Source organism: Gaoshiqia sp. US2 (assembly GCF_059705485.1).
The window spans coordinates 3,584,773-3,606,307 of sequence record NZ_AP048550.1; the positions used below are offsets into that span (position 1 = coordinate 3,584,773).

At 45.9% G+C, this 21,535-nt stretch carries 14 protein-coding genes; 1 reads left to right on the forward strand and 13 read right to left on the reverse strand.

All coding sequences use genetic code 11. The annotated features are described in order from the left end of the window. Positions 1 to 5: 5 nt before the first annotated feature. A complete protein-coding gene (locus AC6H3C_RS14465; protein WP_497516111.1) occupies positions 6 to 656 on the reverse strand; it encodes a response regulator transcription factor in 651 nt (216 codons plus the stop codon). Beyond that, positions 649 to 1,608 (reverse strand): sensor histidine kinase, encoded by a 960-nt coding sequence (locus AC6H3C_RS14470; protein WP_497516112.1) that lies wholly within the window; start codon positions 1,606 to 1,608, stop codon positions 649 to 651. Before AC6H3C_RS14470 ends, AC6H3C_RS14465 begins: the two co-directional genes overlap by 8 nt. 254 nt (positions 1,609 to 1,862) lie before the next feature. Between AC6H3C_RS14470 and AC6H3C_RS14475 the strand changes: the two genes are divergently transcribed. Further along, a complete protein-coding gene (locus AC6H3C_RS14475) occupies positions 1,863 to 3,230 on the forward strand; it encodes an alpha-L-fucosidase (protein ID WP_497516113.1) in 1,368 nt (455 codons plus the stop codon). An 88-nt stretch (positions 3,231 to 3,318) separates the two neighbouring features. Here the strand turns inward: AC6H3C_RS14475 and AC6H3C_RS14480 are convergent, their stop codons facing one another. The 11 genes from AC6H3C_RS14480 to AC6H3C_RS14530 all read right to left on the reverse strand — a co-directional run bounded on the left by AC6H3C_RS14480 (position 3,319) and on the right by AC6H3C_RS14530 (position 21,529). Continuing rightward, a complete protein-coding gene (locus AC6H3C_RS14480; RefSeq protein WP_497516114.1) occupies positions 3,319 to 6,123 on the reverse strand; it encodes an alpha/beta hydrolase family protein in 2,805 nt (934 codons plus the stop codon). A gap of 59 nt (positions 6,124 to 6,182) precedes the next feature. After that, complete coding sequence (locus tag AC6H3C_RS14485) at positions 6,183 to 6,692, reverse strand: threonine/serine exporter family protein (protein WP_497516115.1); 510 nt, start codon at positions 6,690 to 6,692, stop codon at positions 6,183 to 6,185. 42 nt (positions 6,693 to 6,734) lie between these two features. After that, positions 6,735 to 7,505, reverse strand: coding sequence for a threonine/serine exporter family protein (locus tag AC6H3C_RS14490; protein WP_497516116.1), 771 nt, complete (start codon positions 7,503 to 7,505; stop codon positions 6,735 to 6,737). Between the two features lie 161 nt (positions 7,506 to 7,666). Then, entirely contained in the window at positions 7,667 to 8,608 is a 942-nt protein-coding gene (locus AC6H3C_RS14495) for a dihydrodipicolinate synthase family protein (RefSeq protein WP_497516117.1), read from the reverse strand. A 91-nt stretch (positions 8,609 to 8,699) separates the two neighbouring features. Next, positions 8,700 to 10,382: an exo-alpha-sialidase gene (locus AC6H3C_RS14500; RefSeq protein WP_497516118.1), complete on the reverse strand. Its 1,683-nt coding sequence runs from the start codon at positions 10,380 to 10,382 to the stop codon at positions 8,700 to 8,702. A gap of 9 nt (positions 10,383 to 10,391) precedes the next feature. Continuing rightward, the gene (locus tag AC6H3C_RS14505; protein ID WP_497516119.1) at positions 10,392 to 11,870 is read right to left on the reverse strand and encodes a sulfatase; all 1,479 of its coding nucleotides are present in this window, start codon (positions 11,868 to 11,870) and stop codon (positions 10,392 to 10,394) included. Positions 11,871 to 11,950: 80 nt separating this feature from the next. Continuing rightward, positions 11,951 to 13,402 (reverse strand): RagB/SusD family nutrient uptake outer membrane protein, encoded by a 1,452-nt coding sequence (locus AC6H3C_RS14510; protein ID WP_497516120.1) that lies wholly within the window; start codon positions 13,400 to 13,402, stop codon positions 11,951 to 11,953. Positions 13,403 to 13,435: 33 nt separating this feature from the next. After that, positions 13,436 to 16,615 carry a SusC/RagA family TonB-linked outer membrane protein gene (locus tag AC6H3C_RS14515; RefSeq protein WP_497516121.1) on the reverse strand — a complete coding sequence of 1,060 codons (3,180 nt, stop codon included), beginning with the start codon at positions 16,613 to 16,615 and terminating at the stop codon, positions 13,436 to 13,438. A 107-nt stretch (positions 16,616 to 16,722) separates the two neighbouring features. After that, the gene (locus AC6H3C_RS14520; RefSeq protein WP_497516122.1) at positions 16,723 to 17,886 is read right to left on the reverse strand and encodes a sialidase family protein; all 1,164 of its coding nucleotides are present in this window, start codon (positions 17,884 to 17,886) and stop codon (positions 16,723 to 16,725) included. Between the two features lie 22 nt (positions 17,887 to 17,908). Further along, complete coding sequence (locus AC6H3C_RS14525; RefSeq protein ID WP_497516123.1) at positions 17,909 to 18,832, reverse strand: dihydrodipicolinate synthase family protein; 924 nt, start codon at positions 18,830 to 18,832, stop codon at positions 17,909 to 17,911. Positions 18,833 to 18,862: 30 nt separating this feature from the next. After that, complete coding sequence (locus AC6H3C_RS14530; RefSeq protein ID WP_497516124.1) at positions 18,863 to 21,529, reverse strand: sodium:solute symporter family protein; 2,667 nt, start codon at positions 21,527 to 21,529, stop codon at positions 18,863 to 18,865. Positions 21,530 to 21,535 lie beyond the last annotated feature (6 nt).

Genomic DNA, 21,535 nt, shown 5'->3' on the forward strand with positions numbered 1-21,535 from the left:
ACGATCTATATTTCAACCAGCTGATTTTTAATCGCATACATCACCAACTGAGCGGTGTTTTTACATTCGCTTTTTTCCAGAATATTCGCCCTGTGCTTATCGACGGTGCGTTTTGAAATGAAAAGCTGGTCGGCAATTTCCTGGTTTGACAAACCCTGACAGATTAAGATAAGAATTTCTATTTCGCGTTCCGAAAGATCCGACTGCGGCACTTTACTTTTCGAACTGGAACGCAGGCTGTTTACCAGGGTTTGCAACAACTCCGACGAAAAGTAATTGCCTCCTTCGTACACGGCGCTCAAGGCGCTTTTCACCTCGTTCATATCCGAATTCTTCAGTAAAAATCCTTTCACTCCCGCGTCGACCATTTTATAATAGTAATCTTCTTCACCATACATCGATAAGGTGATGATCTTCAGATCGGGGTACTTCTGAATAGCCCGCCTGGCAGCTTCAATTCCATCCATTACCGGCATATCAATATCGAGCAAAACCAAATCAACGGCAGTCGTTTCGAGCAAGTCGATAAATTCCTGTCCGTTAGCGGCTTCTCCCGCCACCTGGTAACCGTTCAAACTGTTTAGCAAAATTCGCAGTCCGTTTCGAAATAAGGTATGATCATCAACGAGAATAATCTTTCGGATTGTACTATTCATCTTCCGTTTTTACTTTTATAACCACCACTGTCCCCATTCCGGGACCACTTTCCACATTGATTTCACCTTTCAGCGAGTTAATGCGTGAAAAAATATTTGAGAAACCCATGCCCTCGTTGCCGGTTTGGCTCAGTAATTTATTCGGATTAAAACCTTTGCCGTTGTCTTTATATACAATGGTAAGATTTTTTTCAGCTTTGATCAAACTGATTTCAATTTTTTTTGCCCGGGCATGTTTAATGGTATTGTTAATTAATTCGCAGACAACCCGGTAGAGTACTACCTCCACATTGGTGTCGAAACGCTCATCTCCCAGGTTCGAATCCAGCTTAATCCGGATCGCTTTTGTTGCATTAATTTTGTTTGAGAAGTTGCGAAGAGCCCGTAGCAGGCCAAAATTATCCAACACGTGCGGGCTCAGGTTGTCCGAAATTTCTTTTAACGATTTAATGGCTTCATTAATCACCATCTCGGTGTTGCGAACAATTTCATCCGAGGCTTTGTCGTGTTCAAGTTGCGCCAGCGACGAAACCGACATTTTCACGGTCGACAATAAAGGCCCCAGTCCGTCGTGCAGGTCTTTGGCAAAGCGCTTACGCTCTTTCTCTTCGGTTTGGATAATCGTGTTCAGAAACATTTTTTCCGTTAAACGCCGCGAATCTTCAACGCGTTTCATATACTTAAAAATCCGCTGGATCATAAATACGCCAATGGCAAAGGTGAGCGAAATAACCACGCCAAACCAAACCATAACTTCGCCCAACTCCTGCGGTTCAAAATTGCTGATATAAGGCAGAAACTCAACCAGACGGCTGATGGCCATCAGAATAAATCCAATGGTCAGCAAGATCCACGAAAAGTTGTATTTCGTCACTTTGGTCAGTTTGATGGCGACCCCTACGGCAAACAACTGTAAGATAATCGAAATGACGAGCAATATCTGAAGTACCATTTTGTTAAATTTTTGCTTTCCTACAAATATACAAAGCAAAACCGGCAATCCCGCAAATCACCCGGGTAAACAAACGATCACAGCTGCACCCGGGGTTTGTCCGGGCTGAGAAATGAGTTCAGCTTGAATTTCTGTTACTGTTTTCACTCTCTCCCTGTCGTCATCTCAGACTAATTTTTATCTTTGACATCAGACTGATATTCACGCAGAAAATATCAGGTACAGACTACAAACATCAACCTAAATCAATTACAATGAAAAAATCTGTTATGCTGGTGATGCTGATTTTCACAGCTACTCATTTGTTTGCTCAACCGGGTAAACTGGGCAAGGAAACCGATGCTCAAAAGGCCGAGCGAATGGCCCAATGGACCAACGATCGTTTTGGTATGTTTATTCACTGGGGGCTGTATGCTTTGCCGGCCCGCCACGAATGGGTCAAAAACAGGGAACAGCTCACGGATGCCGACTACCAGAAATATTTCGATTACTTTAATCCGGATTTGTACAATCCGCGCGAATGGGCCAAAAAAGCCAAAGAAGCCGGGATGAAATACGCTGTGATCACTACCAAACACCATGAAGGTTTTTGCCTGTTCGACTCAAAATATACCGACTACAAAGCCACCAATACTCCGGTTGGCCGCGACCTCATCAAAGAGTTTGTGGACGCATTCCGCGCCGAAGGGCTGGGTATTGGCTTTTATTATTCGCTGATCGATTGGCACCACCCGCATTTCACCGTCGACCGCGTCCACCCGCAACGAACAAGCGACCCGGCACAATATGCCGAACTTAATAAAAACCGCGACATGGCTAAATATCGCGAATATCTTCACAACCAGGTCCGCGAAATTCTGACCAATTACGGAAAAATTGATATTCTCTGGCTCGATTTTTCATACCCCGGTGAAAACGGGAAAGGTCATGCCGACTGGGATTCAAAAAAGCTGCTGTCTATGGTTCGCGGGCTTCAGCCCGACATCCTGATCAACGACCGTCTCGATCTGAAAGATTACGAAGATGGCTGGGATTTTACGACCCCGGAACAATATAAAGTGTCCAAATGGCCCGAAGTGAACGGCAAACGGGTTGCCTGGGAAACCTGCCAGACCTTCAGCGGATCGTGGGGTTACTACCGCGACGAAACCTCGTGGAAAGACACCAAACAGTTGCTGGTTCTGTTGATTGAATCGGTTAGCAAGGGAGGGAACCTGTTGCTGAATGTCGGACCAACAGCCCGCGGGGTATTCGATGAACGGGCCAACGCTGCGCTGGAGTCGATGGGCAACTGGATGAAATACAATAACCGCTCGATTTACGGATGTACGGAAGCTCCTGCAACCTATGCTGTTCCTGAACACAGCCTGCTGACATACAACCCGAGAACCAAACGGCTCTACGTGCATTTACTCGATTATCCCTTGCAAAATTTTACCTTGCCCGGGTACAAGGGGAAAGTGAAATACGCCCAATTCCTTCACGATGCCTCCGAAATTAAAATAACCAGCCGCTACGGACACGGGATGAGAGAAGAAGGATCGGAGAACGACCTGAACCTGAGTCTTCCGGTTGTAAAACCCAATGTGGAGATTCCGGTGATTGAACTGATCCTCGAATAAAAAACAAATCAGCGATCAACGAAAAAGGCCCGGGCGCGATTCATACGAAATCTGCTGCCTGAGCCTTTTTCCGTATAAGCGTTTTCGGTTAATACCCCGTTTCTATCCCTTTGTTTTTAGCCGGTATACCGTTTTTCATCCACAAAGGCATTGGCCTGTCTTTCAGGTAATGATCAAAAAAGCCTTTCATGCGAATATCCAGATCCATGCGGTTTCCCCAGCTTTCCTTCTTCAGGTTATGCGGTTCGTTGTTATAGGTCAGCATCCAAACCGGTTTATCCAGCCGGCGAAGGGCCGTAAACAGCTCAATTCCCTGGTACCAGGGCACTGCCCCGTCGTTATCGTTGTGCATAATCAGCAACGGGGTTTTCACTTTTGGCGCATAAAATAAGGGCGAATTTTCGATGTACTGCATCGGTTTATCCCAGAATGTCCCGCCAATCCGACTTTGCTTCCGTTCGTACTGATACATACGCGACATGCCGCTTTCCCAGCGGATACCACCGTACGCACTGATCATATTGCTGACCGGGGCGCCGGCCATTGCGGCAGCATACATCCCGGTTTGCGTAATCAGGTAGGCTGTTTGGTAACCTCCCCAGCTTTGTCCCTGCAAACCAATCTTTTTCTCGTCAATAAAGGGGTAATTATTTATCAGGTATTGTGTTCCGCTAACAATCGCGTCGTACGCGCTTTGGCCGGGATAACCGTTTTTATAGACAATGTCGGGTACAAAAATCAGATACCCGTTACTGGCGTAAAACGGTTTATTAATCACAGAGCGGCTTGGCGAAGGGATCGAATGCGCAAACTTGAGATCAGCATTCCGTTCATAAAAATACACGATCATCGGGTAGCTGTTCCGGACTGAAAAATTTTCAGGGATATACAGGAGACCTTCCATTTTCTCACCCGAAAAAGAGGTCCATTTTACCAGCATGACATCCACCCAGTTATATTGTTTTTGCTGAGGATTGGCATCCGATATTTTCACTGGTTTTTCAAACCTCAGATTGCTCAGCCAGAGGTCGGGAAATTCAACGCAGCTTTCCCGGGTATATACGATCTTTTCCTGTTTTTTTGCTTTCTGTGGTATTCCGAATTTATAATTTCCATCAAGCAGCAAGCGGGGTTCCTGAAAATTTCTGAAATCAATCCGGAAAAAACCAGAAGTTTTGGTGTTTTCGTCAAATGAAGCGGCCAGGGTCGTTTTCTCAGGATCAATAAAATCTTCTTCCGGATCGAGCTTCAGGTAACGAAAGCGCAGATTCATTTTCCGGCCAAAACCACGGGTTACATTGACCGGAATTGTCGTCATGCCTAAATCAATTTTCCAAATGTCGTACCGGTCGTAGATATATACAAACCGGTCGTCTTTACTCCATCCGGCCAAACCATAAGGCTGGGGATCTTCCGGGGTATCGCTCAGCTCATCGTAAAATGCAAGGGGAATGGATTGGGTAAGCCGGTTAACGGATTGACTTTCCGGGTTTGTTGAACGTGCATAATAACTGCTGTCGGCCGGATTGTACCAGACCAGATATTTTCCCTGAGGAGATATCCATACCCGATCCTTATTCCGTACCATGATTTGCTTCGCTCCGGTTTCCGTATCCACCACATAGTAATCGCCGCTGGAGTTGCCGGTCCATGATAAAGCCCGCTTGTATGGTAGCTCATCTTTTCCCAGGGCATATTTGCCATTTCCTTTCGCCGTGGTGGTGATGTCGCGAACTGACGGATCAGCCAGTTGAACAAATTTTTGCTCAGCCGGGAAAACAACAGCCAGGTAACTGCGTTTCTTTTCTTTTTCAACATTCACTTTTTGCTGACTTTGCAGCTCCAAATCGTGCCAGCTCCATACATCTACCTGAACCCGTTCTTCGGCAGTCAGCGTATCTTTCGGTTCCTGCACCGGAAGCGGTGCTGTGCCAAAAAATAAATGGCTTCCGTTTTCCGAAAAAAACAGGTTCCCGTGTTCGCATGGAGTCCATCCAATAGGCATTCCCTGCGTACTTTTATCCACCTGAAAATCGAAAAGTCCGCTTTTACAACTTCCCGTCTTCAGTACAAATGTTTTTATTTCGGTGGTATCGGGCGAGAACAAAAAAGCAAAGCGGGTTCCCCGATCGTCGGTGACCAGTTTTTTTGCCTCGCCCTGCGCCTGAAAAACCGTTCGGATTTCGCGCGATAACGGATCAAATAAGTGTACCGAAGCCATTTTAAGCGAATCGCCCGTTTCGCGGATAAACCCGATACATTGTCCTTCTTTCGGCACATAAAATTCGGTTACGCCTGTAACCCGGATTGTATCTGCGCTTTTTGCATGAAAAAGGATCATATTTTTCACCTTGTCGCCATTATTTTTTGGCGTTTTATCTTTCCCGGGAGTTTCGACGGCTTGCAGAACGGAATCATTTGTTACAAATTCTTCACCGGTAAGAAAGGTAATCCATTCGGCATTTTCTTTCGGAACAGCAAATGATTTCAGCTTAGGATACTTGTACGTTTTTTTTGTTTCCGGGAAGAAAACACCCAGGCTGTCCTGGTGAATATCTTCCTTTTTTACTTTCCGAAGTTCAGCCTTCCGCAGCGAATCAACGGGCGCTTTGATTTTGAAGACGATAAAATTTTCTTCCGGCGAAAAAATTGCTCCGTAAGCTCGTGGAATGGAGTCCACTTGACCGGACCCGGAATGATAAATCAGCAGTTTACCATCTCCCCGTTGCGGATTCCGTTCGTAACCGACATAACGGCCATTATCGGAAATGCTTACACCTTCGATGGTATTCCACGAGGCAAAGTCGCTGGTTGTTAATATTTTCTTTTCGGGATTTTGTGCATACAGGCACAACGAACACATCAAAAGAAGAAGTAAAGGTAGTCGTCTCATATCAATCTGGCTTTTTTGATCCGACTAAAGATAAGTCATGTTCGACATCCGGCAAAGAATTATTTTTTAATCAACTCGTCAATTCTCAGGGACACTTTAATTTCTTTTGCCGACTCCCTCCGGGTAAGTAACATGGGCGCAGAAACACCCAGCGACAGAGACAACAGGATGAATAAGGCTTTCAAGCCATTACTCACTGTGTCGTTCATTAACTCGACAAAGACGGCAGGATCGACATCTCCGGTGAGCTTGACAATCCCAATCATCATCCGGTAAGCAAATGCTCCGGGAACCATCGGAATCACCGCGGGTATGGCAAAAACCATTGGTGGCGCATGTTTATAATGTGCTGCGGCAATACTCATAAAACCAATCAATACGGCTCCAAGAAATGACCCCAGGACAATTCCGCCGCCCAGGCTCATGGTAACCAATTTTAATACCCCTCCCAAGGCGCCCAGTACAAATGTGGGCCACAAAGTGCGAAGCGGCACATTAAACAAAATAGCAAAGCCTAAAGCCGCGAAGCCCAACCAAACCCATTTTTCAACAAAAAAAATCCATTCCATATCTGTAAATCAACGTTACTGTGAGTTCGTTCTATGAGCAAATCAAATGTTATAAATCAAAATAGCGCCCAATAAGCCTAAAGCGATCGAAAAAGCGATCATCAAACCGTTTATTCCGCGCACAATCCCGTTCATAATATTGCCATCAAGCAAATCAGTCAGTGAATTAATTAACGGAACGCCCGGAATTAAATACAAAACTGAAGTAGCAAACGCGTAATCCGGATGCTCTCCAATATTCAGGAACACGGCCATCCCGGAAATCAATGACGAAACAAAGGCGGCCATAAACACGCATAAATAGATATTGTATGCCCGCTTAACCGTTTCCTGGCGGACAAACAATCCGATAACGGTGGCCACAAAGGCAATCAGCATTTCAATCAGCCCGCCGCCAAAAAGACGGCAAAACGAAGCGCCGGCCAGACCAACCAGCGACAGGGTCACCAGACGCGGATAATGCGGCAGGACCCTAAGCCGATCCAACTCTTGCTGAACCTGTTGCAGGTTCCATTTTTCTTCCACAATCCTCCAACTCATCCGGCTTATACCGCTCACAATTTTAAAGTTAATCCCGTGCGGCAGCGTACGTTTTAACCTGCTGAAAAAATAATCTTTATCCTCTGCAAACAGGGTCAACATCAATGCCCGGTGCGTAATCAGCAATTCGGCACTGTAGCCGTAAGCGCCGGCAATACGTAAAATGGTAATCCTGATCCGTGCTGTATTTGCCCCTGAAATCATGAGCAATGAGCCGATTTCCAGCAATAGCTTACAAAGTTCATTTATCTTTTCTTCTTCGGTGCGCGTCATACATTCATTTATTTGAAGGGCGCGAAATAAGTGAAAAATCCGGAACCCGTTTAGCAAATTTACAGCTTTGAGCCCGGATTTAAACTATTCTTATAACACATCAGCGCGAAACCGGTTTCAGAGAGGTGAATTGATGAGATTACCGGGGTTGCCGTTTTGAATCAATACTGCCCAAAAAATTCAGGGATTAACGCTTGCGACTTCTGACGAATTTGTGTTACAAAAGATTCGGGGATTGAACAGTATGGCCAACGAAGTTTTGCACCCACATCGGCCCAGCCGCCAACCAAGGCCATAAACCGGTCACACGCGTGATTGGGGTAGTGATGTTCGGCGATGAACGGGGAAATCAATTCTTTCATAAACTGATTGATTCGCTTTTCGAGTTCCAAAGCTGCCGGCAGATCGGTTTTTGTTTGTTCGTACCAACGCTGCGCGGCAAAGGGGTTCAGGCAGGCCATGTTGGAATACGAGCCCAACGCTCCGTTCTGAATGCCGGTAGCCAGCCGGTGCCCGGGAATAAACACCGACAACTCTTCGTGGTTTTTCCGCATACTGGCATACCAACTGGCATCGCCATTTTGATCAAACACCTTCAAACCAGCCAACGAGGTAATTTTTTTCTTCAGAATTGACCATTCTTCGGGCTGTAACTGTTTTTTTGCATGAGGCGGATTATACAGGATCAAACTGATTCCAGTTGCTTCTTCTTCCATTTTTTGCAGAAAAACAACTGCCTCCGCCAAAGTGACCGGGAACCAATCGGGCAAAATAACCTGCACCGCACCAGGCTTTAACTGACGGATCCGCCTTAAACGTTCCAGCGAAATTTGCGGGCTCATGTGGCTCACCCCAATCTGGTAAGGAATGCCGGTTTCTTCGCATTTTTCGGACAACATTAAACTGATCCGGTCAAACTCATCTTCGGTTTGGGCATAAAACTCGCCGGCCGTGCCATTCGAATAAATACCATTTGGACGGGAAGCAACCAACACATCGATTTCATCGGCCAGTTTTGAAAAATTGATGTTCCCATGGTTATCGGTAGCCAATAAAAGTGTTGCCCAGTTGCCGGAAATTTCGTGGTGTTTTAAAGACCTCATGCTACTTTTTTATCCAATTCTGAAAGTTTGCAACAGAATCATTCCAATCTTCTGTTTTCTGCATTGTCGCTGACTTCGCAACGGAAACCTGCTATTGGTTGATCAGTTCTTCCAGGCTGATTTTCTGAAAAACCATATCGGCCTGGCTCCCTTCGTATAAAATACCGATGGTTTGCTCATCGATCGAAGTCAGACAGGAATAACCTCTCCCCTTCCCTTCGTCCAATAAAAGCCAATGCTCTTCGGGCCAGGTAGCGCCATCGTCAAAACTCACTTTGATGGTCATGTGGTCGCGATTCGTTTTTGAGTTTGGGTTTGAGAACAACAAGATGCTTTTCTTTTGTCCGTTTTCGGTGTATTCATGCCTGTGCAGGCTGGCCATGCAGGCCGGTTCAATCAATGCCCCTCTTGAGGTGGGATGAACTGCCCAGCTTTCGCCCAAATCGTTCGTTAAACTAATCACCCGGCCATTTGTGGAAGAAAGATTGCCCTTGTTTTTTCCGTCGCGGGCATTGAGCATGATGGACCCATCGTTTAGCTGGACAACCATATTTTCGGTAGTTCCACTGCTGGCCGGCTTGCTCGTGTGCCAGGTTTCTCCGCCGTCCTTGCTCCAGGTGATGTTTGAAAAGGAATTCCCGGAAGCATCGCGTCCCTGTGTCGGAAAAACAAGCGTCCCGTCTTTCAGGGTAATGCCATGCCCGGGAGCCGGCGCCCAAAGCCACCATTCTTCTTTTTTGCACATGCGTGTCAGGTTCACCGGTTCCGACCAGGTTTGCCCGTCGTCGGTGCTTTTGGTGATCAGGAATTGGCAGGTTTGTTTTTCACCAAAACCGGGCTGCGAACCTTTTCCGCTCCACTGGTGCTGCCAGTTGGTTGAGTTCTCAGTCAGTCCTTCAATCCATTTTCCATTTGAATCCAACACCCCGTACATCCACAAACCGGCCAAAAAAATGGTGTTGGTGTTTTCATCCACCAGGATGCAGGCATCGCTGATGCCGTTAAACTTCTCGGGAAGCCCTCCCCAGGCGCCGCGGTCGAGTACAATCTGCAGGGGTTCCCAGGTGATTCCCCCATCGGTGCTGCGGTTCAGTCCAATATCCATATTACCCTGCAGGTCGCGCGCACTTTCCCGCCGAACATCGTAGATAGCCAGCAGCGTGCCGTTTTTGGTGGTTGTCAGACCGGGAATGCGGTAAGTGTGTACTTGGTCGTCCATGTGTTGGCGGAGGGCAATACCCATACGCACAAAACCTTCGGGCGACTGAACCTCGGGCACAACTTCAGTTTGATTAACCACAATCAGTTCGCAGGAAGCATCGATCTTGTGAATCGGGTCCGCCTGATTTTTCAATTTGGCAGATAAGCGAAAAACTGCTTTTGGTTGCGAGATATTCAGTTCGTCGCTGAAAACAACTGTTGTTGCTGCCGGCTGCAGTGTTTCTCCGAATTGCCGGTTGGCGTTGGGATTGTTTTCGTCTGACCCGATATAGGTAAGCCGGAGCGATTCAATGTCATTCAAATCGGAAGTACCCCCGAGGTTTATCCTGACTTTAGTTACCCGGTACTTTGATGCCCCTGCGAGCTGCATGCTGATTTTGAGGATGGTGTTGTCACCCTTGCCCGTTAGTGCCGGAGTTTGTTCCTGCAGAACTTCCAACGAGGCAGCAAGCCGCACTCCGAAAGTTTTGCAGTTATTATCGGCGGAGGTTTGTTCAGCGACAAAAAAAATGGCCGCCACCAATGCCACCCATTGAAAGTTTCGTATACTCATATCTTCTCACTATTTAAGATTAACAGTTTCAATATCTTGGTATTTCTGTTGGCTATAGTTTCGAAGCAACTCAAGCAATTTGGATTCGATTTCACGATGCTTTGGATTTCCGGCATAATTTTGTTTTTCGACTCCAACATCTTTCAAATAGTACAACTCCGTGTAATCAACCGAATCGTTTTGCTTGTTGAACCAAGCCGTGCAGCGCCATTCTTTTGTTCTTACCGAATAACCTATATGGCTGGCTGGTTCGGCAAACAGAGCGGAATACGGCCGCACAAACTGACTAAATGCCGCGTCTTTTAGTTCAGTTTCAGGATTTGAAAGAATGGGTTTTAAACTTACTCCAGCCAACTCGCCTTCCGGTTTTAAGTCACACAGATCAACTAGGGTTGGATAGATATCGATTGCTTCCACGATTGAATTTGACTGTGTACCTGTTTTTGATTGTCCGGGTGCGGAAATAATCAGCGGGATCTGGGTGTCCAATTCAAAATTGGTTGATTTGGCCCACAATCCCTGTTCCCCTAAATGATAACCGTGGTCGCCCCAAAGAATTACAATGGTATTTTTAGCCAAATCAAGTTCTTCTAGGGTTCGCATGATTTTGCCCACCTGGGCATCAACAAAACTGACGCACGCATAGTAGCCGTGCCTCAAGTTTCTTTCTTTTTCTGCACCAATTTCACCGACCTTTGGTATATCCTTGTAGCCCCTCAATTCCTGCGATAGATGGAACGCAATATCTGGAGCACCCATCGGTTTTTCACGATTAGGAATCTCGTCAAATTTTGAAGGATCATATAAATCCCAATATTTTTTGGGTGCGGAAAAAGGCAGGTGTGGTTTTTTGAAGCCAACGGCCAGAAAGAAAGGATTGCCGGTTGTTTTAAACTCTTGCAACTGCTTCATGGCCAATTTTGCGATTTGTCCGTCTTCGTAATTAATATCCTCCAGGTCGGCCTGTTCGTAAGCGGCTTGCTTATCGCCGGTTTTATGCTCAGGTAGGGCGTATTCATTGGCTTTTACGGAAGTAGCCAGTAGCGCCTTTTTGGTCCACGAAACAGGATCCTGCGCTTTTTTTGTTCCGTGGTAGATTTTACCGATTCCCACTGCTTCGTATCCGTTTTTAATGAACAGTTGGGGCATAGTGACAATTTCCGGACGTTTCTCCCTGAAATGCTTGTGCAAATCGGTTACTTCAATCTGATCCGGGCGCAAGCCGGTCATAATGGAGGCCCTGGACGGATTACAAACTGCCTGTTGGCAATATGCCAAGGTGAAAACAGTGCCTTGCAAAACCAGCTTATCGATATTTGGAGAAATGGCCAAACTATCGCCGTAACATCCTAAAGTCGGACGCAAATCGTCCACTGCAATAAAAAGGACATTGGGTTTCTGAACCGGTTCGCTACAACCAAAAAGCGTAAAGACAACTGAAACTCCGGTCACTGCGTGCTTTAACAAGCTGGTCTGTTTATTTCTCATATTCCTTCTTCCAAAAAAAAACCAATAAGGCTGCATCAAAAATCACGAATGCTGGCGTGTTTTTGATGCAGCCTTTCTTTTTATAAGAATCCTGGGGTTTGTTTAATATTCGGATTGCCATTGATTGACGCTGAGTTGACCGGCCACAATAAAATGTTTTGTTCATTTTCTCTACCAATCAGGCTCGGCACTTTTGCAAATGCAACACCAAAACGGACGAAATCCCACCATATTTTTCCTTCGGCGGCAAACTCCTTCATCCTTTCGTCAATTATCTTTTCGTTGACTTCGGCTGCGGTAAGCGTTGCCGGGTAATAATTATCGATGCCATATGCCCGTTTTGCTATTTTATTCAGTTCACTGATTGCTGCACCTTTATTGCCGAGAGAATTTTCGACTTCTGCATTGAATAAAATAACATCGGCATACCGGTAAACTACTATATCCGAATCGAATATGCGGGTTCCGCTCTCCCATGTTCCAGCGTATTTATTGATCCATTGGAATGTCTGATTTTTTGGGGTATCAAAAAATGTTTCGAAGCTGACAATGGTACGCTTGTCGCCGGGCACCGACGACAGAAAATCTTTGTATGCCTGTGTGTAAAATGCCCACTGCTGATGGCTTCCCACTTTCACTGGGTTTTCAATAGTTGCTGTCGATGTATATTGTGAAGGGACAAGGTAATCAGCCGGATAACCTCCCGTATATTCATCTTTTACATAACTCCATGCAAAAATAATCTCATTATTCAATTCATTTCTAAATACTGAATTAAAGTCGGAAAGCAGTGAATAAGCTGAATTGGAAATAACCTCGCCCAATGCGGTTTTTGCATTTTGCAAGGCCGTTGTTCCTCCGTTCCTCACTTTCGCCATCCACATCCAGTAATCGGCTTTTAGCAGATTGATGGAACCGCGTGATACTAGGTTTCGATCGGCCACATTGGCTGGCATAGCGGCCAAAGCAGCATTAATGTCTTTTTCCACCTGTGCAAAAATTTCAGAAGCAGCCGTCCGGCTTGGATACAAATCATCCTGTTTGTCAGATTCAAAACCATTCAGCAGTAACGGGGCATCTCCCCACACTCGCCCGATCCAATAGTAGCAGAACGCCCTCACAAAATGGGCATTTGCCAACACCTTATTTTTATTGTCTTCGTTTATGAATGGAATATTGGGTGTATATTTTAAAATCAGGTTACAATCGTTGATGGTTGTATAAATCCCTGCCCAATTCGACTGGCCATGACTGCTGCTCAGGCGGTTCAAATAAGTATTATCACGGTCAGACTGGGAAGCCAGGCCTTCACCCCACAACCCTGTGCGGTATTCGCCCCAATAAATATACCCGGCTGAAAAAGCCGAACGAAACTGGTTATGCATACCATACATGGCTGCAGTGGCGTCGTTTTCGCTGGTCCACATCGAATTTGCCGTAATCTGGCTTTTCTGCGACACCAGCAGGTCATCGTGGCACGATGACAGGAAAAAGACAACAAATAATGTGTATATCAATGCTTTCGTTTTCATTTCTATATTTTTTGCGTAGGTCATTAATTAAATTTAGAATGTAATCTTCGCCCCAATCGCATACCTGCGGATCGCAGGATAATTGTAATACGACGAATTATAAGTAGTTGAGGCACCAACTTCCGGGCTAATGCCCTTTACTGCCGTAAAATAATGCAGGTTGTTGCCTGAAAGCGTAAAAGTAATCCCGTAAATGCCCCATTTGCTGATCTTTTCCGGAGAAATGCTGTATTGCAGGCTCACTTCGCGGATGCACAGGTAATCGCCTTTATAGTTGAAGATGTTCGATGTCCTTGAAAAGTTTGCATTCCCGTCATCAGGATCGTTGGCTGTAAAACGGGCATATTTTGTATCATCACCGGGTTGTTTCCAAGCTTTTTTTACCTCGTCAACCAAGGTGTAATTGTTGGCAAAAGTATTCATAAAGTAACGCATGAACGAATTGTCATTAATGTAGTGCCCAATCGCCCAATCAACAAATACATTCATTCCGAAGTTTTTATATTTAAAGCTGTTGTTCAGTCCGCCAGTTGTATGCGGAACCGTCACTCCCAACTCAAACTGGTCTATACTGCTTATTTTTCCGTCTCCGTCACGGTCCATCCATTCGTAATCACCCACTGATTTCCTGCCTTTCACCGATTTCTTATCTGTCGTACTCCAACCTTTGGCAAAATCATCGTAACGGGCATTCGCTGCAGCTTCTTCTGTTTCAAGAATGCTCTCGACCATATATCCGTAGTACCTGTAGAGTGGCTCGCCTTCCGCTGTGCCGCCAAATGCGGTCCCATCGGGCAAAGTAATGCCACCAATACGGTTTTTGTCACGCCCGTTGTCAGGAAGTTCAAGCACCAGGTTTTTTACGTAGCTCCAAGTTAATTTTGATTCCCATTTGAAATCCTTTTTCAGGATATTCTGTGTTGTCAACTCAAAATCGAAACCGCGAAACCGCACTTTTCCAATATTTGTTTGTACAGAACTAAAACCCGATGTATTTGGCAAACTTTTACTAAACAAAAGGTTGTCAGTAATTTTATTGAAATAATCGGCACTTACAGAGACCCTGTTGTTCAGGATTGCAAGGTCGAACCCGGCATCCAATTGGGTAGATGTTTCCCAGGTAAGTTCCTGGTTAGGCATCGCTGAAGGCCTGATCCCTGCCATGCCGTAATACTTTGTATCCGTGGAATACCTGCCTTGAGCATCGTATAAACCGATGGAGTTATTCCCGGTTTGCCCATAGCTTGCCCTGAATTTTAAATTATTGATCGGTTTAAAGTTCTTCATGAACGATTCTTCTGAAATCATCCAACCAACGGAGGCACCTGGAAAAAAGCCCCACTGATTGCCATCTGCAAATCGCGATGAAGCATCTTCGCGGAAGGTTAAAGTCAGCATGTATTTTTTCAGATAATCATATGAAAAACGCCCGAAATAGCCGATCAGAACTTCCTCTTCAAAATTGCTGTCTGCCGCAGTTTTTGTTGGTCCCGCACTTAATGTCGGGACTTTATCGGAACTGGCCCCGGAAACAGCAGCCGAAAGGGATTTGGAATTGCGCAACTGATAGGAATATCCGGCCATTACAGAAAGCGCATGGACATCATTAATTGATTTCACATACGAAAAATAGGCGTCCAGTTTGGTTCTCGACAACTCGCTAAAATTGGATTTTGTTGGCCTCAACCCATTAAACTTATGGGCCTTTTCGAAATAATCGTATTGGCTTACATGATTGTAAGAAGATACCTGCACATTGGCCTTAAGGCCATTGACAATTTGATATGTCATCTCTCCAAAAAGGGCCAGCCTGTTGTTTTTCTCCGACTGGTCGCGCGTATAAGCATACCAAAGGGGATTAGGTGAAGTGGCATTGTACCCGGGTGTTGGAGTCCCGTCTTCATTGTAAACCCGCTGGGTTGGCGGACTGGATAGCCCTCTGGAAATAACGTTCTGCTGGCTTTCATATTCCTCTGATAAGGTAGTTGAGAAATCAATGCCGGCATTCAGTGAAAGTTTTTCCGAAATTTTGATATTCGTATTAGCACGGGTGCTGATACGGGAATAACCTGTTGCAACAGCTACACCCGAATCATCGGTGTATCCAACGCTGGCGGCATATTGGATCTCGTCACTGCCGCCGTCAATTCCAACGTAATAATTTTGCCATAATGCATTTCGGTAAATCAAATCCTGAAAGCTATTGTCCTGAAAAATTAGGGTTTTAGATGGGTCTAAAGGATCTGGCATTGACTTGTAACCTTCAGGAATAGTTTCCCCTGCATTCAGGTAACGGGTTGTATAAATTGAGTTGGCATCGTTGCCCGAACTTGCAGAATACCCCGATTGGGAATTGTATTGCGGCTTAGGGCCGACAGCGACTGCAGGACGGACGGTGTTGATATAATCTTCGGCATTCATAAAGTCAATCAGAGATTCAGCCTCCTGATGGGCTACACTCATATCAAAAGTAATCCGAGGAGCTTTGCTTTTTGATCCTTTTTTGGTGGTGATCAAAACAACGCCGTTTGAAGCCCGTGAACCATAGATTGCAGTTGAAGCAGCATCTTTCAAAACTTCGACCGATTCAATATCATTCGGATTTATACCTGAAAACGCCCTTTCAATACCATCAACCAGAATTAAAGGGTCGTTGCTTTTGTTGATCGAAGAACCTCCGCGGATGCGGATAATTGGGTCGGATCCAGGTGTATAATTGTTGGTATATAACCGGGCACCAGCAATTTTACCTTTCAAACCATCGCCAACAGTACTGATCGGAATGTTTTGGAGCACATCGCCGCCTACTTTTGTGATAGCTGAGGTGACTGTCCTTCGCGATTGGGTGCCATAACCAACTACGACCACCTCGTCAAGACCTTGAGTTGAAGGAATCAACCTGATGTTGATTTCAGACTGATCGCGAACAATAACTTCTTGGGATTGATAGCCAACAAAAGAGAATGACAATACCTCGTTCTTTAGTGTTCTCAACGAGAACTGTCCGTTCAAATCTGTGATTGCTCCGGTTGTTGTACCTTTTATCACAACTGTTACCCCCGGCAGCGGTAATCCTTGTTCATCTGTAACAGTTCCGGTAATGAGACCCGGTTCCTGCGAATAAACTTCAATTATAAAAAAAGAAAAAAGGAACATCAGTAAAAACCGGATGGAATATCGAAGCCGGCTTCCGATACAAAACTTTTTTTTCATCTTTGTAAAGTGTTTGGTTAATTAATACTGAACATGATTAGTTTTTGCATTGGAAGGGGGATTCGCTGTCCCCCTTCTTATTGAGAGTACATGATTAGTTTTCACATCTAATACCTTTTTGCATTAAAGATCATTTTTGGGGAGATGCTTACAAATCGCATCATTTCAAATGGTTTCTTTTCCCCTGCTTCATAAAAAATCCCAATGTTCCCATCGGAAAGCCTTACTAAACAGGAATAGGCCGAGGGACGGGCATCAACAAGAATGCCTGTTTGCCAGTCTGCGCAATCATCTTCGCTGATTTTGATGGTCATGTGGCTGCGGCCAACCGGTACGGCCGGATTGGAAAACAAATGATAGTTTTTTCCTTTGTAACTTCCATAATTCAGAATGCTTGCCTGGCATTTTGACTCGACCAGTTGATAATCATGTTCCACCTCGCTCCAGGTTTCGCCGCCATCTTTGCTCAGAGAGACGGCCCGGCTGTATTTGTCGTTGTAGGAACGCATATTCATCAACAAGGTGCCGTCGGACAACGCGGTCACCTGGCTTTCGTTGCAGCCGGGTTTAATCGGCGCACTCATTCGCCATGTTTTACCATAGTCGTCCGAAATCAGCACGTGAGCGCCATAACCAAACGGACCCTTGCGAACAGTGCCGTCCGGGTCATCGTAACTGTGGTTGGCCGGTGTCACTAATCGTCCTTTAAACTTTCCGTTTTTCAGTTGAATGCCAATCCCCGGACCGGTAGCATACCAGCCCCAGGAAGGATCTTTACAACTTACCGACATATCAATGGGTTTTGACCAGGTCAACCCGTCATCATCAGAGTAGCACAAAAAAGGTAGCCTGGATGAAACGGATGTTTTGTGAATAATTTCACTTTCATCATCTTTCCCGGAATTCCAGGTCATCCACAACCAAATCCGCGCTGTTTTTTCATCAACAACAGGACATGGATTTCCGCAGGTATTGAGGGCATCGTTCCAAACGACGATCTCTTCGCTCCATGTTTTCCCGTTATCGGTTGAACGTTTCAGAACCAGATCGATATCACCGCTGTCGCCACCGTCGTTCCGGCCTTCGGCAAAAGCCAGAACCGTTCCTTTGGCGCTGACAACAATTGCCGGTATCCGGTATCCTTTATAAGCGCCTTCACCGGTTTTCCAAAGCGTCTGATTGTGATTCATCTGTCCTGAAGTTATTTGCGGAACACACAGTGTAAGCAAAAGCATCAGGCAAATGGCGTAAGATTGAAGTTTTCGGTTCATGTTTCGGTTTGATTTAGATTTTTCACACACTCACTATAGGATTCACCCAATCAAAAAAACCGATCGCTTTCAGTTCTTTTTCATACTGATTAAACTCCTCAGACGAAAGGTTTTGGGCAGGCGCCCTAAGTGGTCCGCAATCCAGTCCGAGCATTTTCATGACGGGCTTTCCTCCAATCACACCTCCCCCGTAGCGGATAAGGATCTCAATAAATTTCACCGACTGGTACTGATAATGACGTGCAGCTTCGATATCTCCGGCCCAAAACGCTTCCATCAGATTCCGGTACATCGCGGCCAAGTAATTGAAGGTGCTTCCCACGGCGGCTTGCGCCCCCACACTTATGCCGCACAAAAGCTCTTCATCAAAACCGTGCAGAATGTCCCATTTCCCGCCATCCGCTTTTATGCACTGCATCATTTCCATCATGTTTCGGTGGGTAAACTTGATACCGGCCAGGTTGGGAATGACAGACCGGGCTTTTTTCAGAAACTCAGGCATTGACAACCAGATTTCAGAAACAGTCGGAATGTGGTAATAATAGAATGGCAGATCCGGCGCACCCGAAGCCACTTCGGAACAAAACCGGACCAAATCTTCCACCCTGCCCGGCTTCAAAAAGATGGGACCCATACAGCCAACCGCCGAAGCTCCAATCTGTTGGGCATGTTCGGCCAGTTTTTTCGATTGAACGTAAGAGGTCGTCCCTACATGAACAATCACCTTAAAATCAACGGTTTGTTCTTTAATCCATTCTCCGGCAACAGCCATCCGTTCTTCCGGGGCCATTAGCATTCCTTCGCCGGTGGTTCCACAAATAAAAGCGCCATTCACCCCGTCATTTTTTAATTTCGCTGCATACGGGGCAATCAATCCCAGGTTGAGGGTACCATCCTCAAACATGGGTGTAAATGGTGCTGCTATTAATCCTTTTAGTTTTTGCATTTGTTTGTTTTTATAATAATCTGTTTATCATTAAATTCTATAAATTGTGAATTCATCTGTTGATTTTTTTCCCGTGAAAAACAGGCTTGCCAGCCACCCGGCAATAAAACAGGAAACAACGCCGGTTGCCGTGTACATCAGCAGATGCACCGTGTGGTGGTTGCTAACCCAAACCTGTACCATGATACTGGTTGCAATCCCGATCAATGCCCCCGGAGCGTTGGCCCTGCGTGTAAGTATACCAAGCAGGAACAGTCCACCCAGGCTGCCAATAATCAGGCCGATCAGTTTGTTAAATTCATCCCAAAGCGACTGGATGTTCCAGGTCGCCATAAACAGGGCAAATAAGGTTCCGGCGAGGCCGATTATAAAAGTTGCAGACCGTGCAATTTTGAGTTTCGAAATTGTTGATGTTAGCTTAAAGCGGAAATGAATATCGGTGGAATAGGCCGTGGCAGCTGAATTCATACTACTCGACAAACTGCTCATTGCCGCCGCAAAGATCCCGGCAATCAACAGACCGGAAAATCCGTTCGGAAGCTCCGACGCAATGTACCACGGAAACACCGCATCAGCGTTTTCGAGCATCGGGTTACTCAATCCGGGAAAATTTTTATAAAAAACAAATAAAGTGGTTCCCATAGAGAAAAACAGGATGGTTGCCGGAATGGTCAGCCAGGCATTGGTCCATACGCTTTGCCGGGCTTCTTTCTCTGTTTTGGTGGTCAGGTAGCGTTGCACCATGGTTTGGTCGGTCCCGTAAGTGGTGATGTTTGTGAATAAGCCGCCAATCAGCATCACCCAAACGGTTGGCTCACGTAAGGTCAGCCGGAGGTCAAGCAAGTTGAACTTATTGGCCGAACTTGCTGTTTCGTAAACCGTGCCGATACCGCCATCAATGGCATTTATCATCAGAAAGATCGCAATCATGGCTCCGGTGAGCAACACAACGACCTGAATGACATCCGTCCAGATAACGGCTTCAATACCGCCCATCATCGTATAAATCAAACTGATAATGCCCATCAATACAATGCACAAAAAAACATTCATGCCCGTCACTACGTTCAGTGCCAGCGACGGCAACAACAGCACAACTCCCATACGACCGATCTGAAACAAGATGAATGAAACACTGCCCAGCAAACGAATCGTCAGGCTAAACCTTTTTTCAAGATATTCATAGGCGGTCGTCACATTCAACCTTCGGTAAAAGGGAATAAAAAGAATGATGATTACCGGGGCAACCAAAAAGATAGACATGTTAAACGCAAAATAGGCCCAGTCGGTGGCATAGGTTTTTGCCGGTACAGCCATAAAGGTGATGGCGCTCAGGGCCGTCCCGAAAAGGCTCAGACCGGCGGCCCACCACGGAATGCGGCCACCGCCCTTAAAGTAGTCATCGGTGTTTTTTTGTTTTTTCGAGAAGAAGTATCCCACAAAAACCAGCAAAAGAAAGTAGAGAAAAATGACCGCTGAATTCAGCCCGCCAAACTGAAAAGACTGCCGGACCGGCATGACCTGGATAATGTCGGGCGTGCGGATGCCGGGTTTAATTTCTCCACTCGTTAAAATGACCCCGCTTCCATAGAGAATGGCGTTGGTCGTAACCGGACATAAAAATCCAAATTTGCCGCCGGCGGTCACGGTATTTGTGATGGTATTGTAAAGCAAAATATTTTTTGAAAATCCCGGATGATTTTCCAGATGGCTGATCAATTCAGCCTGAATACGGGAAACAGCCTCCGTATCCCCTTCGCTGATCGTCCGGTTTAGTTGGCTTTTAAATTGTTGTTCTTTTAGCAAAAGTTCGCCCGAATCCCCTCCCACAAAAACAATACTGTTTGCCCCAAGCGGAAAAGCAGTTCCCGCCATCACCGGAAATTCCGGCGACCCCTGATTTCCATTCTCTTTCCATACTTTTAATACCGGATCATAAAACAAACCATCTTTGAGCACGGTCATTTTTTTCGATTCATCAACATGGCGCCCGCTAAACAGGTAAATACACGGGCGGGTACCATTTGACTGGACGGCAGAAACAGGAAAAACCCGGCCCAATCCGGGAAAAGCAGGAAGTTTTTCCCATTCAAATTGTTGGGCGCCTTTTTTCGAAAGGTCGAGTCTGAAAAAGTGGTTGCCGGGATCAATCCCGTCGGGAGAAGATGAGCCGCCAATCACATACACCGCGTTGCCCAACAATACGGCCGACGTAAAACTCAACGGTACCGGCAAGTCGGGATAGTTTTCGATATCAATAGTTTGCTGAAGGTCGTTCCAGCGCAGCAAAAAAACACGTGGATAACAAACCGACTGATCATTTCCCCCAATGCACAAAACACCTTCGGGCAAAGAAACCGAAGCTCCGTACGCCAGGGGATTCTGCAATCTGAATGACTGATCAACCAGACTGAGCTCGTTTCCGTTCAACAAAAACACAGTTACCCGGTCGTGATAAACTTTCCGGCCGCCTTCCCAGGGTAATGCGTCAGGAAAATTGGCGCCGCCGGCAACGATCAGTCTGCCTTGTGTAATTCCTGAAAATGCCCCGGCCACCCCCGGATTCGTTTGCACAGAATCAATTGCCGGCAGTTTACCTACGATGTTCACCTGAAAGTGATGCTCGTATGCCGGCTTAGCGTAAACATTCAGTCCGAATAACAAAACGGTGATAAATATGTAGAATTTCAAATTCATTCGTTT

What these genes read in the sequence shown, in the direction of transcription:
- AC6H3C_RS14495 (WP_497516117.1), bottom strand. Translation starts at nt 8,608, where the DNA reads ATGAGGTCTTTAAAACACCACGAAATTTCCGGCAACTGGGCAACACTT.
- AC6H3C_RS14485 (WP_497516115.1), bottom strand. Translation starts at nt 6,692, where the DNA reads ATGGAATGGATTTTTTTTGTTGAAAAATGGGTTTGGTTGGGCTTCGCG.
- AC6H3C_RS14520 (WP_497516122.1), bottom strand. Translation starts at nt 17,886, where the DNA reads ATGAACCGAAAACTTCAATCTTACGCCATTTGCCTGATGCTTTTGCTT.
- AC6H3C_RS14525 (WP_497516123.1), bottom strand. Translation starts at nt 18,832, where the DNA reads ATGCAAAAACTAAAAGGATTAATAGCAGCACCATTTACACCCATGTTT.
- AC6H3C_RS14505 (WP_497516119.1), bottom strand. Translation starts at nt 11,870, where the DNA reads ATGAGAAATAAACAGACCAGCTTGTTAAAGCACGCAGTGACCGGAGTT.
- AC6H3C_RS14510 (WP_497516120.1), bottom strand. Translation starts at nt 13,402, where the DNA reads ATGAAAACGAAAGCATTGATATACACATTATTTGTTGTCTTTTTCCTG.
- AC6H3C_RS14470 (WP_497516112.1), bottom strand. Translation starts at nt 1,608, where the DNA reads ATGGTACTTCAGATATTGCTCGTCATTTCGATTATCTTACAGTTGTTT.
- AC6H3C_RS14465 (WP_497516111.1), bottom strand. Translation starts at nt 656, where the DNA reads ATGAATAGTACAATCCGAAAGATTATTCTCGTTGATGATCATACCTTA.
- AC6H3C_RS14500 (WP_497516118.1), bottom strand. Translation starts at nt 10,382, where the DNA reads ATGAGTATACGAAACTTTCAATGGGTGGCATTGGTGGCGGCCATTTTT.
- AC6H3C_RS14515 (WP_497516121.1), bottom strand. Translation starts at nt 16,615, where the DNA reads ATGAAAAAAAAGTTTTGTATCGGAAGCCGGCTTCGATATTCCATCCGG.
- AC6H3C_RS14530 (WP_497516124.1), bottom strand. Translation starts at nt 21,529, where the DNA reads ATGAATTTGAAATTCTACATATTTATCACCGTTTTGTTATTCGGACTG.
- AC6H3C_RS14475 (WP_497516113.1), top strand. Translation starts at nt 1,863, where the DNA reads ATGAAAAAATCTGTTATGCTGGTGATGCTGATTTTCACAGCTACTCAT.
- AC6H3C_RS14480 (WP_497516114.1), bottom strand. Translation starts at nt 6,123, where the DNA reads ATGAGACGACTACCTTTACTTCTTCTTTTGATGTGTTCGTTGTGCCTG.
- AC6H3C_RS14490 (WP_497516116.1), bottom strand. Translation starts at nt 7,505, where the DNA reads ATGACGCGCACCGAAGAAGAAAAGATAAATGAACTTTGTAAGCTATTG.